The 14,558-nt window shown below is 60.8% G+C and carries 13 protein-coding genes; 2 read left to right on the top strand and 11 right to left on the bottom strand.

Translation table 11 applies throughout. From position 1 onward, the window contains the following. Window positions 1–221: 221 nt before the first annotated feature. Window positions 222–1,508, top strand: coding sequence for a serine--tRNA ligase (gene serS, locus GXN74_RS06025; protein WP_162370023.1), 1,287 nt, complete (start codon window positions 222–224; stop codon window positions 1,506–1,508). Window positions 1,509–1,773: 265 nt separating this feature from the next. Here serS and GXN74_RS06030 read toward each other — a convergent pair whose 3' ends face one another. The 3 genes from GXN74_RS06030 to GXN74_RS06040 are packed head-to-tail and all read right to left on the bottom strand — an operon-like array spanning window position 1,774 to window position 4,484. Further along, window positions 1,774–3,261, bottom strand: coding sequence for a glycoside hydrolase family 32 protein (locus GXN74_RS06030; RefSeq protein WP_162370024.1), 1,488 nt, complete (start codon window positions 3,259–3,261; stop codon window positions 1,774–1,776). A 37-nt stretch (window positions 3,262–3,298) separates the two neighbouring features. Then, entirely contained in the window at window positions 3,299–4,138 is an 840-nt protein-coding gene (locus GXN74_RS06035; RefSeq protein WP_162370025.1) for a carbohydrate ABC transporter permease, read from the bottom strand. 4 nt (window positions 4,139–4,142) lie between these two features. After that, entirely contained in the window at window positions 4,143–4,484 is a 342-nt protein-coding gene (locus GXN74_RS06040; RefSeq protein ID WP_343032800.1) for a carbohydrate ABC transporter permease, read from the bottom strand. 11 nt (window positions 4,485–4,495) lie between these two features. Between GXN74_RS06040 and GXN74_RS06045 the strand changes: the two genes are divergently transcribed. Next, window positions 4,496–4,894, top strand: coding sequence for a substrate-binding domain-containing protein (locus tag GXN74_RS06045; protein WP_162370027.1), 399 nt, complete (start codon window positions 4,496–4,498; stop codon window positions 4,892–4,894). A gap of 164 nt (window positions 4,895–5,058) precedes the next feature. On the opposite strand, the gene GXN74_RS06050 is transcribed toward GXN74_RS06045, so the two are convergent. The 8 genes from GXN74_RS06050 to GXN74_RS06085 all read right to left on the bottom strand — a co-directional run bounded on the left by GXN74_RS06050 (window position 5,059) and on the right by GXN74_RS06085 (window position 14,554). Then, entirely contained in the window at window positions 5,059–6,096 is a 1,038-nt protein-coding gene (locus tag GXN74_RS06050) for an LPXTG cell wall anchor domain-containing protein (RefSeq protein WP_162370028.1), read from the bottom strand. A 442-nt stretch (window positions 6,097–6,538) separates the two neighbouring features. After that, the gene (locus GXN74_RS06055) at window positions 6,539–7,765 is read right to left on the bottom strand and encodes a hypothetical protein (RefSeq protein ID WP_162370029.1); all 1,227 of its coding nucleotides are present in this window, start codon (window positions 7,763–7,765) and stop codon (window positions 6,539–6,541) included. Continuing rightward, window positions 7,759–8,751, bottom strand: a complete 993-nt coding sequence (locus tag GXN74_RS06060; RefSeq protein WP_162370030.1) for an ATP-binding protein — start codon at window positions 8,749–8,751, stop codon at window positions 7,759–7,761. The genes GXN74_RS06055 and GXN74_RS06060 overlap by 7 nt, the downstream gene beginning before the upstream one ends. Next, window positions 8,748–9,470 carry a LytR/AlgR family response regulator transcription factor gene (locus GXN74_RS06065; protein WP_162370031.1) on the bottom strand — a complete coding sequence of 241 codons (723 nt, stop codon included), beginning with the start codon at window positions 9,468–9,470 and terminating at the stop codon, window positions 8,748–8,750. The genes GXN74_RS06060 and GXN74_RS06065 overlap by 4 nt, the downstream gene beginning before the upstream one ends. Then, complete coding sequence (locus tag GXN74_RS06070) at window positions 9,467–10,156, bottom strand: MBL fold metallo-hydrolase (protein ID WP_162370032.1); 690 nt, start codon at window positions 10,154–10,156, stop codon at window positions 9,467–9,469. Before GXN74_RS06070 ends, GXN74_RS06065 begins: the two co-directional genes overlap by 4 nt. Before the next feature lie 19 nt (window positions 10,157–10,175). Beyond that, window positions 10,176–11,540 (bottom strand): DNA repair protein RadA, encoded by a 1,365-nt coding sequence (gene radA, locus GXN74_RS06075; RefSeq protein ID WP_162370033.1) that lies wholly within the window; start codon window positions 11,538–11,540, stop codon window positions 10,176–10,178. 76 nt (window positions 11,541–11,616) lie between these two features. Next, on the bottom strand, window positions 11,617–12,030 hold the full coding sequence (locus tag GXN74_RS06080; RefSeq protein ID WP_162370034.1) for an endosialidase: 414 nt from the start codon (window positions 12,028–12,030) through the stop codon (window positions 11,617–11,619). Window positions 12,031–12,109: 79 nt separating this feature from the next. Continuing rightward, window positions 12,110–14,554 (bottom strand): ATP-dependent Clp protease ATP-binding subunit, encoded by a 2,445-nt coding sequence (locus GXN74_RS06085; protein ID WP_162370035.1) that lies wholly within the window; start codon window positions 14,552–14,554, stop codon window positions 12,110–12,112. Window positions 14,555–14,558 lie beyond the last annotated feature (4 nt).

The raw sequence follows: 14,558 nt of genomic DNA on the forward strand, positions 1-14,558 counted from the left end.
CTACCTTTCTGATAGCGGCCACCTCGATGTATTGTATTTTGTCGCATGAGGTTCATTGTACACCATGACCGGAAGTGGGACATAATCATTTGCGTTACAATAGGACATTATCATATGTGAATCAGAGTTCGAACAGGGGGAATCACGGCTTCCTTGACTTTTGGCGGCTTCTGCCGTATATTTATTGTTAAAAGGAAATTTGCTTGCGAAAGGATGCGCTCATGTTAGATTTGAATTTGATCAGGAACAATCCGGACCAGGTCCGGGAGGCTTTGGCAAAGAGGGACTACGCCGTGGATTTCACGGAATTCTTCGCATGGGATTCCAGGCGGAAGGAGATCATCGCCGTGGCGGAGGCCTTGAAGGCGGAGCGGAACAAGGTATCCAAGGAGATCCCCCAGTACAAGAAGGAGGGAAGGGACACCACGGAAGTGATGGCCCGGATGGCTTCCATCAAGGATGAGGTCGCAGGCTACGACGTGGAGCTGCGGGAGCTGGACGAGAGGATCCACCAGTTCGTAACCCGCCTGCCCAACCTGCCCGGCGAGGACGTGCTTCCGGGGGGCAAGGAGAACAACCAGGAGCTGCATGTTTTCGGGGAGAAGCCTTCCTTCGATTTTGCCCCCAAGGACCATGTGGCGCTGGCGGAGAGCCTGGGTCTGATCGACTATCCCCGGGGCGCCAAGCTGGGGGGCAACGGGTTCTGGATCTACAAGGACAAGGGAGCCATCCTGGAGTGGGCCCTGCTGAACTATTTCATCGAGGAGCATCTGAAGGACGGCTACACCTTCATCCTGCCCCCCCACATCCTGACCTACGAGTCCGGCTTCACCGCCGGCCAGTTCCCCAAGTTCGAGGACGACGTGTTCAAGCTGGAGCAGGAGGGCAAGGGCTACATGCAGTTCCTGCTGCCCACGGCGGAGACGGCCCTGATCAACTACCACAGGGACGAGGTCCTCACCGAGGAGGAGCTTCCCAAGAAGTATTTCGCCTACACCCCCTGCTACCGGAAGGAGGCCGGGTCCTACCGTTCCGAGGAGCGGGGCATGATCCGGGGCCACCAGTTCAACAAGGTGGAGATGTTCCAGTTCACCCTGCCCGAGGATTCCGACCAGGCGCTGGAAGAACTGGTGGGCAAGGCCGAGCGGCTGGTCCAGGGTCTGGGCCTGCATTACCGGCTGTCCAAGCTGGCGGCGGCGGACTGCTCCGCTTCCATGCGCAAGACCTACGACATCGAGGTCTGGATCGGCAGCATGGAGGTCTACAAGGAGGTCAGCTCCGCGTCCAACGCCGGGGACTACCAGGCACGGAGGGGCAACATGAAGTTCAAGCGCAAGGGCGGGAACAAGGCGGAGTTCCTGCACACCCTGAACGCTTCCGGACTTGCCACTTCCCGTGTCCTGCCTGCCATCCTGGAGCAGCACCAGAACGCGGACGGCAGCGTGACCGTGCCGGAAGTGTTGCGCAAATACACCGGCTTCGACATCTTGCGTCCAGCCGGAAACTAACCAATACAAAAAGCGGGTTCCTTCGGGACCCGCTTTTTGTATTGCAGGTATGATGCGGGGACCCGCTATGCCTGCCTTGTTCTTGCATTTCCTTCCTTTTGTCCACGGCGCCGTCACAGTGCCTGGCGCCAGCTGGATGGCACGGAAGAACCGTCCCTGCGCACCACGCCCTGCATTCCCTCGTTGAGGACTTTCCAGCAATACAAAAAAAGGGAGTGCCGGTTCGTTTGCGGCACGCCCTTTCTCCATGGGCCTAGCCCTGGGTTTACAGCCTGTGGTGCTCCAGCCTCTCGATCCTTGCCACGCCGGTGCTGTTGAACTGGATCCCCTCCCCGTCCTCCTGGGGGGCGATGAGGGAGGAGAACACCAGCCTGCCGTCGTCCACGAAGACCTCGATGCTGTAGTCGTCCACAAGCACCCGCAGCTGCAGCCGGTCCTTTTCCAGCCTGTATTCCTTGTGCCGCACCCGGCTCCATTCGTTCTCCGGGGTGTCCGCCGGCAAGCTGTCCCCGTTCCTGGAGCGGTCTAAGGTGAACCTTCCTTGTGTCTTGTCGTAGGCGAAGCTGGTGGCGCAGTCCGCACCTTTCCTAAACTCCATCTCGAACCGCTGGGCACCGCCCAGGTCCACCGAAAGCTCCAGGTCGTACCGCTTCCCTTCCACATTGTCCAGTTCCATGGGGCCGCTGAAGGCCAGGTCCCCATAGGTCACTGCCGGCAGTTTCCGCAAGGTCTCCACGGTCTCCACGGGGGTTTGGTGCAGCACATTCCCCTTGACGGACAGGATCCGGGGGATGGACATCATGCCGGCCCAGCCGTTTTCCCGGTCCAGGGCCGGGTCCGCATCCCAGGGGCTCAGCCATCCCACCATGATCCGTCTCCCCTTTTCGTCCACCGTGGTCTGGGGCGCATAGAAGCTGAAACCGCAGTCCAGCTCCTCTTCCCTCTCCCATGCGGGGCTGCAGCCTTCCACATCCACCGTTCCCGCCAGGTACCGGGTGGGGTGCAGGAAACCTTTCCGTCCCTCCCCGTCCGGCGTGCGGTTGTTGATGACGGACAACAGCAGGACCTCCCTGCCGTCCAGGGAGAACAGGTCGGGGCACTCCCAGACCTCTTCCAACCCCTGGGGGCCTTCCGCCGCGATTCCGTGGTATTCCCAAGAGAGCATGTCCCCGGAACGGTAAAGGAGCACCTTCCCGCCCTCCGCACCATCCCTTGCCGCCAGGACGCAGTAGAAGGTCCCGTCCTTCTCGAACACCTTGGGGTCCCTAAAGTCCTGGGGCAGGAATCCCGCTGGAAGGTCCTTTTCGTCCAGTACCGGATTCCCCGCATGCTTGACGAACCGGATGCCGTCCCCACTCCACGCCACGTTCTGGTTTTCCCGGAACGAATCCCGGTTGCCCTTGTCCGGCTCCAGATGCCCCGTGTACATGATCCAGAGCTTGTCCCCCCGGACGATGGCGCTTCCCGAGAAGCAACCGTCCTTCTCGTAGGCCTCTTCCGGTGCCAGGGCCACCGGACGGTGCTCCCAGCGGACCAGGTCCTTGGAGACCGCATGCCCCCAGTGCATCAGGTCCCAGCGGGTGCCGTAGGGGTTGTGCTGGTAGTAGAGATGGTATTCCCCTTTGAAGTGGCTGAATCCGTTGGGGTCGTTGATCCACCCCGCCGGTGCGGTGAAATGGAAGGCGGGGTGCCTTTTCGTCCGCTTGCTTGCCTTTTCCATATGGTCGTTCGCTTGTTGCAGCAGGTTTTCCATGTCCTTTCCTTTCTTTACTCGCTTTTGATCCAATCGGTCATTTGATGCCGCTTCTGGCAACGCCCTCCACGATCTGCTTCTGGAAAAACAGGTAGATGACGACCACCGGCAGGGTCACCAGGGTCAGCGCGGCCATCACATGGCTGGTGAAGATGTTGTAGGTGTCGCTGAAGATCGCGTTCAGGGCCACCTGCACCGGCATCAGGTTCGCGTCGGACAGGGCCATGACCGGCCACAGGAAGTCGTTCCAGGAGGCCAGGAAGGTGATGATCCCGATGGTCACGTACATGGGTTTGCAGATGGGGAACACGATCTTGTAGAAAAGCCTGAAATGCCCCAGTCCGTCGATCCTGGCCGCTTCCGAAAGCGCCTCCGGAAAGGACAGGAAATACTGCCGGAACAGGAAGATGTTCATCACGTTGGTGATGAAGGGCAGCAGGTAGCCCACCACCGTATTCACCAGCCGCAACTTGAACACCACCATGTACAGGGGCAGGATGGTTGCCTCCACGGGGACGATCATCAGGGAGATGATCAGGATCAGGATGAAGGTCTTCAGGGGAAAATTGAACTTGGCCAGGGCGTAGCCTGCCAGGGAATTTACCAGCAGCCCGACCACCACCGTCGTCGTGGCGTAGAACAGGCTGTTGAACATGTTCCTAAAGATGTTGTACATGCCCAGCAGCTCCCTGTAGGGCTTGAGCGTCAGGTCCTCCAGCCTGGGCAGGAAGGCATGCACGGTTCCGATGTCCCGGTAGATGTTCTCGTCGATCTTGAAGGAGGAGGCGATCATCCATATCATCGGGAACAGGAAAAGCAGCGAGATGCCTCCAATCAGAAGATAGAACAGCACACCGGAGATTTTTTTCTTTTTCATGAGGCTACTCCTCCTTCAGGACTTTCTTGATGAGAATGGACACGACCACCAGGAAAAAGGTGAACACCAGGGTGATGGCGCTGACATAACCCACGTTCCTGTGCCGGAACCCATACTCGTAGATGTACTGCAGGATGGTCATGGTGGAATAGTCCGGACCGCCGCCGGTCATGACCATGGGCTGCACGATCAGCTTGAAGGCCTGGATCGTCGTGGTGATGACGAGGAACATGGTGATGGGCCGCAGGGCCGGGATGGTGATGTGCAGGAACTTGCTCAAGGCATTGGCTCCATCGATGTCCGCCGCCTCGTACATGGCATGGTCGATATTCTTCAGGCCTGCCAGGAAGGGAGGCCTTGTTCAACAACGGGCTTCCCTTCGATGATCGGAATCTGGTCCCCCTGACCCACGCGCACAGCTCCCCCTTCACCATCCGTTCCAACATCCAGGAATATCTTGCGGACAATCCGGAACCGGACTTCACCGCCATCTTTTGCAACAATGACGTGATTGCCTTGGAGTTCATCCGCCTCAAATCGGAAGAAGGGAGCGGCCTGTCCAAGGACATCGCCGTGGTGGGCTTCGACGACACCTTGATTTCCAAGTCCTTCGAGATATCCAGCGTCCACCAGCCCATCCAGGAGATGACGAAGACCGCCTTCACCCTTCTGCTGGAGCGGATGAAGGACAATTCCAGGGAGCCGGTGGCCATCGAGCTCCCGCCCAGGTTGATCATACGGAAGAGTTCCCTCTAGGATTTGGCGTGAACGCAAGGGGGCCGTGAGCAGACCGCGAAACACCGTGCGAATAGAAAAAGGCAGCCACAAACCAGGATTGGATCTTGGTTTGTGGCTGCCTTTTTCTTATGTTCACATGTTCAGTCGCATGCTGTGCGTTGCAGGACAATTCTTTTGACAGTTCAATTGGATTTTTTGCTCTTGCCCAAGGCCACTCCGCCAGTCATCAGCGCAGAACCCAGTCCCAGGAAGAAGATCATGGGGATGCCGCCCGCTTGGGGGAGCACCGTATCGTCGATGGCCACTTCCTTGTCCAGCACCGGTGTTGCCGGTGCTGCTTGGGGAAGGACCGTTTCAGTGAAGTCTTCTTCGAAGGAAACCTCCTCGGACACTTCTTCCTCCGGTGTCTCCGTTGAAGGAGCCGCTTCCGGCAGGAGTTCGGAAACGATTTCGATTTCCTCTTCCTCCGCCTCATCCGCTATGGATGTGTTGCTGGCGGTGGCAGGGGTGATCTTGCTTGTCTTCCTGCCCGGTGCGGAAGCCGGAGTCTCTTCCGTTGTCTCTTCCGCTGTCTCTTCTGCTGTCTCTTCCGCTGTCCCTTCCGCTGTCTCTTCCGCTGTCTCTTCTGCTGTCTCTTCCGCTGTCTCTTCCGCTGTCTCTTCTGCTGTCTCTTCCGCTGTCTCTTCTGCTGTCTCTTCTGCTGTCTCTTCCGTTGTCTCTTCCGTTGTCTCTTCTGCTGTCTCTTCCGTTGTCTCTTCCGCTGTCTCTTCCGCTGTCTCTTCTGCCGTCTCTTCCGCTGTCTGTCCTTCTTGGACCGTCACATGGCTGAGCACCAGTTTGGAACCTTCATCCGCATTGCTTGCCGTTGCCTCCGCGCTGAGCAGGATGTCGTGTCCAGGCGTGCCCACATGGAAGTGCATGGTCGTGTTAAGGACCTTGCTTGCGTCCACGTTCCGGGTGCCTGCGTTCTCGAACACCGCCGTGATGCTGCCGGTGGCGCCGTCCTGCTTGTTCAGCTGGTTCAGGATGAAGTGCCATACGACGCCGGCATCCACGCCGCCGTTGTCGGGATCCTGCTGGAATGTGGTGCTGTCCGCACCTGCATGGGATCCGTGCAATTCCACGGTCGCCCCTTCCATGGCATATGCCGCGGGGGCGGTTCCGAACATCATTGCCGCCGCCAAAAGTCCAATCATTGTCTTCTTCGCAAGTCTCTTCATAGTGTTTAGCCCCTTTCAAAAACATACGTTAATGAAAGGCCGGTTGCACTACTTGCTCCATATGCTCCAAGTGCCCACATTTCCGGAAACATCGTTTCCTTGAGCCGGCAGGGTCCCCGCCGGCCGGGAGCATACTTCATCGCATCCTTCGGTTGTCATTGTTATTGCCGTTTCTAGTGTTGACTGAGTATTCAATTTTTTGTCAAAAGTGCAATTGTCCTTTCCCCATTATAATTGTGCTCTCCCTAACTGTCAATTGATTCTGATTCTTTTAACGCAAACTGAACGAAATTGAGGAAAAGGGCATGTCCCCCTCGGAACACGCCCTTGCCGCATCTATCTGTTCAATACTCCCTGGTCTGAGTATACCCCAAGGGAAGCTTCCTGCATAGGTCCGTGTCCCCAACGGGCCCCGTACGGTCCTGAAATCCCCGCAGGCAGGTCAACCCGGGGGTTGCCCCATGTGGACCCCCGCCACATCCACCACCATCCGGTCCCTTTCGTGCCGCACCCGAAGGCGCAGCCCTCTCCCGGCCAGGACCCTCTGGAAAGGGGCGTAGGACTCCAAGTCCGGCTCCGGCTTGTCCATGGCCAGGCCGATCCAGCGACCCTTTCCCAGCTCCTGCCCGGCCTCCAGGGAAATCCAGGAGGGCCTTTCCCCCTCCTCCCTCCGCTGGACGCCCCGGAGCACGCTATCCATCAGGCCGTCCAGCACCTCCAGGAAGTCCAGCTCCTGGTCCGGATCCAGATGCCCGGGGATGCCGAAGCGGGTATGCAGGCGGACGCCCAGCCGTTCGCACTGGAGATAATGGTGGAAGACCATGCTGTTGAGCAGCTCGCTTCCGGAAAAATGCAGATTGATCAGGTTCTCCTCCTTGAGCTGTCCGATTTTCTCCTGGAGCTCACCGGAACTCCTGGCGGTGCCCAACGCCTCGAAGGCCTTGCCGTAGGCCGCTTCCCTCCTCTCCAGGACGTCCAGCAAGGGGCCCACCGCATACCCTTCCCGCCCCAGGCGGTTCAGCATCCGGTCCTTCCTGTACTTCCTGGCCACGAACCGGAAGGAGGCGTAATAGAAGCCTCCGAAGAGCCCATAGGCCAGGTAGAAGTAGTACAGGAACGGGTCGATCCCCTCCACATGGAGCACCACGTGCCGGAATAGGAAGACCATGGCCAGCAGCCCCAGGCTGAAGGCGGAAAAGAGCCTCTCCAGGAAAGGATTGCCCTGGAGGTCCCCCAGGATCCCCATCTTTGATACGGTGATCATCTTCAGGGGCAGAAGCAGGTAGGGCAGCCATCCGTCCCCGTAGCTGTGGAACAGGACCACCCGGAGGAAGGTCTGGGGGTCTTCCCCGTGGGCCAGGTTCAGCCGGAGCATGTCCACCGGAATGTCCGCCAGGATCCAGAGGCCAAAACAGACCAGGATCCCATGCCAGCTCTTCCTGAACAGGAGCAGGAGCAGGAGTCCCATCAGGAGCCGGTAGGAAATGGAGTACCAGCCGCTATGGCCGGAGGCATGTGGCGGTGGCAGTAGCCATACCTGCAGGAAAATGGCCAGCAGGAACAGCAGGAGCCTGGCCGCATGGGCCTTCCCCCTCCTGTCCGGCTCCAAAATGTGGACGATGTAGGCCAGCAGCAGCCCGTGGGCCAGATGGGTATGGTTGATCAGCATGGGGCCGCACCCCCTTCCGTCCCGCCCAGGTCCACCAGGACCCAGGTCCGCTCCTCTCCTCCAGGCGTCCCCTCCACCTCCCAGCGGACCTTCCCCCCGTTCCTATCGGCGATCCGTTTGATGGCGTAGAACCCGTATCCATGTCTTTGTTTGTCCGCCTTGGTAGTGAACCCCGGGGCCGACATCCGGGAAAAAAGGGCCTCGTCGATGGTCCTGCCCTTGTTCCCCGCACTGATCCGCAAGCCGCTCTCCCCCACCGCCTCCAGCCGCACGGAAACCGAGGGCTGCCCGGTCCCGTTCCGCCGCTGGACCTCCCCCGCGTTCTCCACCAGGTTCGCCAGGACAACCGCCACCGCATAGGGCTGGATTCCGGGAGGGAGGGGCGGCGGTGCGGAGGGCATCTCTACAGCGAAACCCCGGCTCTCCAGTTCCCGCCGCTGGGCTTTCAGGAGGATCTCCAGCAGGGAATCACCGCCCTCCTCCTGCCAGGCCAGGGTGGAAAGGAGCTTCCCATGGTCGTGCTGCATCCGCCCCAGCTCCAGGGTCAGAGGCCCCAGGGAGGCCTCGATCCTCCTCTGGCGCTCGGCCATGTCCTGGTGGTGGATTTCCCTGTTCACCGCCACCGTCACGGCGATGCATGCCGCGGAAAGTCCCAGGGCCAGCAGGTGGAGGACCGCCTTGTCCCCGGGTCCCAGCCGGAAGAAGCTTTCCAGCACCCACAGCAGGGTGACGAAAAGCAGGAAGTTCACCCGCACCAGGACGAAGAAGAGGGCGATCTCCCTATGGGCCATCAGTTGGCCGATCTTGTCCCACAGGACCAGCCCCCCCGGGAGGAGCAGCAGCACGAAAAGCACCCCTTGTGCCCCAGGCCCCGTGGGCCTTCCCTGCAGCTCCATCCACGCGTCCAGCAGGACGACGGCCACCCATGCGGTGGCCATCAGGAAGAGGACGGAGGAGGCCAGCATGGCCCCTTCCCGCCTCCTCATGGAGTCCTCCCCGACCGGACCGGCGCCTTGTACATGCTCCCCACGGGAATCTCCTCCTTGCAGCCTTCCATGACCACCTGGGTCCCCTGGTGGGTCCTGGTGACGCTCTCCACGAAGCGGGTGTTGACGATGAACGACCGGTGGATCCGCTGGAAATGGTGCCCGTCCAGCTCCTTCCCGATCTTGGTCAGGGAGAACCGGCCTATGTTGTAGGACTGGCCCACCATATGGATCCAGGTGTTCTTGTTGTTGGTCTCCACATAGACGATGTCCTCCTGGTTGAAATAGCGTTCCATGTTCTTCCTCACGATCCTGAGCAGGGGCTTCTTCGACCGCACCACCTCCATCCCCAGCAGCGTCCGCGCCGTCTCCCTGGCTTCCTCCGGCCGGAAGGGCTTCCGGAAATACCGGGTGCACCCGTACCGGTTGAACGCCTCCAGGATCTGTTCGTCGCTTTCGCAAAGGGCGGTCATGACCACCACCCAGGTCCACCGGTAGGCATCCATCTCCCGGAGGCTCCGGATGAAATCGTAGCCGGAGCCGTCCGGCAGGTCGATGTCCACGAAAAAAAGGCTGTACCCTTCCTTCCGGATCTTCTCATACGCCTCCCCCAGGCTCCGGACCCCGTCCACCTGGGATACCGTGTCGATCTCCATCAGGACCTCCCTAAGACGGGTGTTGATGACCTCCTGATCCTCCAAAACAAGAATTTTCCTCATAAAAACCTTCTCTTCACCCTCTCGTAGAAACGGTAGAACTCCTGACGGCTGACCATGCCCCCGTGGCCCATGTGGATCCGCTGGAAGTCCAGGGAAGCGATCTTTAGGATGGTCTCCAGCTGGCTTTCCGGCTCGTCCACGAAAAGAGGCATGTGGCACTTCCGCCAGGGAAGCACGCCCATCAGGCTATCCCCCACCAGCAGGTCCCCTGACTCCAGCAAAAGGGAGATGGAGCCGGCCGTATGCCCCGGGGTCTCCAGGATCTTCCCCTCCACCCCGAAGGGTTCCAGGGAGACCTCCCCCTCGATGGCATACTCCACGCCGGCCATCTCCGACGGTTGCATGGGCTGCTTCCTGCCCAGGAGCTTCGCCGCCCGCCCTGGAATCCCGTAGGGGCGCAGGGGGCCGTTGCGGCCTTCCTGGATCTGGTCCACGTCCTTCTGGTGGGCCACCGCCTGGGCCCGGGTCCTCATCTTCAGTTCCCGCAGGCTGCCATAGTGGTCCCAGTGGCCGTGGGTCAGGACGATGGTGGCGATGCTCTCCAGACGGATGCCTGCCTCCAGCATCCCCTCCTCCAGCGCAGGGAGGCTCCCCGGATACCCGGTGTCCACCAGGATGTTCTCCCTCCCCCGGATGCAATGGCAATTGACGCCCTTGATCCGGACTGTTACGATGGTGTCTTGCATGGTCCACCTCCTTTTTTTGTTAGAGCAGCCCTTGCAGTTCCCGCACGCTTTCCACCCCGTGGCAAGCCACACCGGGGATGTCCCGGCAGGCCGCCAGGTTGGCCTTGGGGAGGATGCAGCGCTGGAACCCCAGCTTCGCCGCCTCCCGGACCCTTTGGGGACAATGGGTGACGCCCCGGACCTCTCCGGTGAGCCCCACTTCCCCCATGAACACGGTCTTCTCGTCCACCGCCTGGTTCCGGAAGCTGGACAGGACCGCTGCCACGATCCCCAGGTCCAGGGCCGGCTCCAGGACCCGGATGCCGCCGGCCACGTTCAGGTAGACGTCCTGTTCCCCCGTGTTCATCCGCAGCTTCTTCTCCAGCACCGCCAGGAGCAGGTTGGCCCGTCCCATGTCCATGCCGCTGACGGTCCGCCGGGGCATCTGGAAATTGGAACGGGACAGCAAGGCCTGGACCTCCACCAGGAGGGGCCTGGTCCCCTCCATGCAGCAGCTGACCACGGAACCCGCCTCCCCCATGGGCCTGCCGTTGAGCATGTATTCGGAGGGGTTGGGGACCTCCACCAGCCCCTGGCTGCCCATCTCGAAGACCCCGATCTCGTTGGTGGACCCGTACCGGTTCTTCACCGCCCGCAGGATCCGGTAGGAGATGGTCCGCTCCCCTTCAAAATAGAGGACCGTGTCCACCATGTGTTCCAGGACCCGGGGACCTGCGATGGCCCCTTCCTTGGTCACATGGCCTACGATGAAGATGGCGTGCCGCTTGGATTTGGCCAGGCGCATGAGCCTGGCGGTGGACTCCCGCACCTGGGAGACGCTCCCCGGTGCGGAGCCGATGTCGTCGGCGTAGAGGGTCTGGATGGAGTCGATGACCACGATGTCCGGGGACGTCTCCAGGATGCTTTCCTCTATCCGGTCCACCTCCGTCTGGGCGTAGACCTCCATCAGCCCCTGGTGTCCTCCCAGCCGGTTCGCCCGCAGCTTGATCTGGTGGAGGGACTCCTCTCCGGTGACGTAGAGGACCTTGACCCCCGCATCCGCCAGATGCAGGCACATCTGCAGCAGCAGGGTGGACTTCCCGATGCCTGGGTCCCCGCCCACCAGGACAAGGGACCCTTCCACGATGCCGCCTCCCAGGACCCGGTCCAGTTCCAGGATCCCCGTGTGCTTCCTGTGGCTCTCCTGGATGGAGATGTCCTTCAAGGCCGCGGGCCTGTGCTCCCCCCCCATGCCCGGCCGGGCGCTTTGGACCGCCTTGGGGGGGGCCTTCACCGGCTCCTCCACCAGGCTGCTGTAGGTGCCGCACTCCGGGCAGCGGCCCAGCCATTTGGGGGTGCTGTATCCGCACTCCTGGCATACATAGATGATTTTGCTCTTGGCCACGCGCTCCTCCTTCCGGCTCCACCGCCGAAAAAACCGTCGCTTTGCACGACGGTTTTCCCTTTTTCTTCCTGGTTTCCTACAGCTTCTTGATTTCTATGGTTTGCAGGCCGCTTTCAAAATCCACGCTGATGTTGACCTTGCCGGCCAGGTTGGATTTGGCGCTTCCAAGATCCACACCGTTGGCCCAGACCTCGAATTCCTGGTCCGCGTCCAGCTCCAATGTGATCTGCGCATCCTCCGCGCTGCCCTGGACCGTAAAACGAACCCCGTCTTCCGTGAGGATGAAATCCCCGACAGTGGTTCCGGGGACGGATTCGTACAGCAGGCGTCCGTTCTTCTCCAGCCGCGTCACCTGGTTGTGGGTCTTCACCTTGTACAGGTCCCCTTGGATTTCGAAGCCCTCGAGCTTCTGCTTCTCCACCGCGTCATGGTTCCCGAAGTGCAGGGCGCCCTTGTCGTCAACGCTGATGATTTCGTTCTGACCAGCCATTTCTAAACCTCCCATTTGATTTTGTTGGAAATATGTACTCTCGATTATACCCCATTTCCCCCTGGAAATCCAGGTCAAATTATCGGGTTATGGTGGTGATGAAGGTGAGCTCCTGTCCGTTGTAGTCGATGGCCACCTGGTCGTTCTCCTTGATGACCCCGTCCAGGATCTGTTCCGCCAGCCTGTCCTCCACCTTGGATTGGATGGCCCGCTTCAGGGGCCTGGCCCCGTAGACCTCCTCGTAGCCTTCGGCCACCAGATAGTCTTTGGCGGCTTCGGTGATGCTGATGTCGATCTTCAGGCTCTTCTTCATGCGCTTGGCCAGCTGGCCGAACAGGATGCCCACGATGTCGCGGATGTGCTCCTTGGTGAGGGGATGGAAGACGATGACCTCGTCGATCCGGTTCAGGAACTCCGGCTTGAAGAGCTTCTTCACCTCGCCCATGACGTTCTTCTTCATGTCGTCGTAGCTGCCTTTGGCGTCCACCTCGGAGGCGAAGCCCAGCCGCTTGGGTGCCACGATGCTCCGGGCGCCGATGTTGGAGGTCATGATGATGACCGTGTTCTTGAAGTCGATCTTCCGCCCCTGGGAGTCGGTGATGTGGCCGTCGTCCAGGACCTGGAGGAGGATGTTGAACACGTCCGGGTGGGCCTTCTCCACCTCGTCGAAGAGTACGACGGAGTAGGGCTTCCTGCGGATCTTCTCGCTGAGCTGCCCCCCCTCCTCATAGCCCACATATCCCGGGGGGGAGCCGATGAGCTTGGAGACGGTGTGCTTCTCCATGTATTCGGACATGTCCAGACGGATCAGGGCCACCTCGTCCCCGAAGAGGGCCTCGGCCAGGGCTTTGGTCAGCTCGGTCTTTCCCACCCCGGTGGGGCCCAGGAACAGGAAGGAGCCGATGGGGCGTTTGGGGTCCTTCAGGCCCACCCGGCCCCTGCGGATGGCCTTGGCCACGGCGGCCACAGGCTCTTCCTGGCCCACGACCCGCTGGTGGAGGACGTCCTCCAGCTTCTTCAGGCGTTCCCCCTCCTCCTCCGTCAGCTTCTTGATGGGGATGTTGGTCCAGCCGGCGATGATGCCGGCCACCTCGTCCTCGTCCACCACCTGGCTGGCCATGGCGTTCCTGGCCTCCCAGGCATGCTTGGCCTTGGTCAGCTCCTCCTGGACCTGGGCCTGCTCCGCCTTGATCTGGCCCGCCTTCTCGTAGGCCTCCTCCCGGATGGCCTCCTCCTTCAGGCTTTCCATTTCCGCCACTTTCTTCTCCAGCTCCTTGATGTCCGTGGGGGCCGTGTAGGTGCTCAACCGCACCTTGGAGCAGGCCTCGTCGATGACGTCGATGGCCTTGTCCGGCAGGAAACGGTCGGTGATGTAGCGGTTGGAGAGCTTGACCGCAGCCTCCACCGCCGCATCGGTGATGGAGACCTGGTGGTGGTTCTCGTACATGGAGCGCAGGCCCCGGAGGATCTCGATGGCCTCCTCCTCGCTGGGTTCGTCCACCTTCACGGGCTGGAACCTGCGTTCCAGGGCCGGGTCCTTCTCTATGTGCTTCCTGTACTCGTCCAATGTGGTTGCGCCGATGAGCTGCAGGTCCCCCCGGGCCAGGGAGGGCTTCAGGATGTTGGATGCGTCGATGGCCCCTTCCGCCGCTCCTGCGCCCACGATGGTGTGGATCTCGTCGATGAACAGCAGGATGTTGCCGGCTTCGGTGATTTCCCCCAGGGCCTTCTTGATCCGTTCCTCGAATTCCCCCCGGTACTTGGAACCGGCCACCATGGAGGCCAGGTCCAGGGCCACCACCCGCTTGTCCTTCAGGGTCTCGGGGATGTTCCCTTCCACGATCCTCTGGGCCAGGCCCTCGGTGATGGCCGTCTTGCCGACCCCGGCTTCCCCGATGAGGCAGGGGTTGTTCTTCGTCCTTCTGGACAGGATCTGGATGATCCGCTGGATCTCATTGTCCCTGCCGATGATGGGGTCGAACTTCCCGTCCCTGGCAAGCTTCGTCAGGTCCCGGCTGAACTGGTCCAGGGTGGGGGTGGCCGAAGCCGCCTCCTCCTTCTCGTTGGGCTTCAGTTTGGGGCTCCTTCCCTCCTGGCCCATGACCCGGAGGATCTCGTTGTAGATCCGCTGGCGGGAGGCCCCCACCACGTCCAGAAGCCGGGCGGCCATGGAGTCGGACTCCCGGAGCAGGGCGATGAGGATGTGTTCCGTCCCCACCAGGTTGGTGTTCATCCGCAGGGCCTCCCGGAGGCTCATCTCCAGGATCTTCTTCACCCTGGGGGTGAATCCTTCGGGCTCCTGGACCTGGACCGGTTCGGTGTCCATGGTCTCCCGGACCTTCTCCTCGATGAGGCCGTAGCTGATGCCCAGACTGTAGAGGACTTCCGAGGCGATGCCCTCCTCCTCCCGGAGCAGGCCCAGGAGCAGGTGTTCCGTGCCGATGTAGTTGTGTCCGAACCCCTCGGCGATCCCCTTGGCGTAATTGATCGCATTCTGGGCTTTTTCCGTGAATCGTCCCATCATATGT

This window comes from Anaerotalea alkaliphila, from assembly GCF_010179735.1.
Taxonomy (GTDB): domain Bacteria; phylum Bacillota; class Clostridia; order Lachnospirales; family Vallitaleaceae; genus Anaerotalea; species Anaerotalea alkaliphila.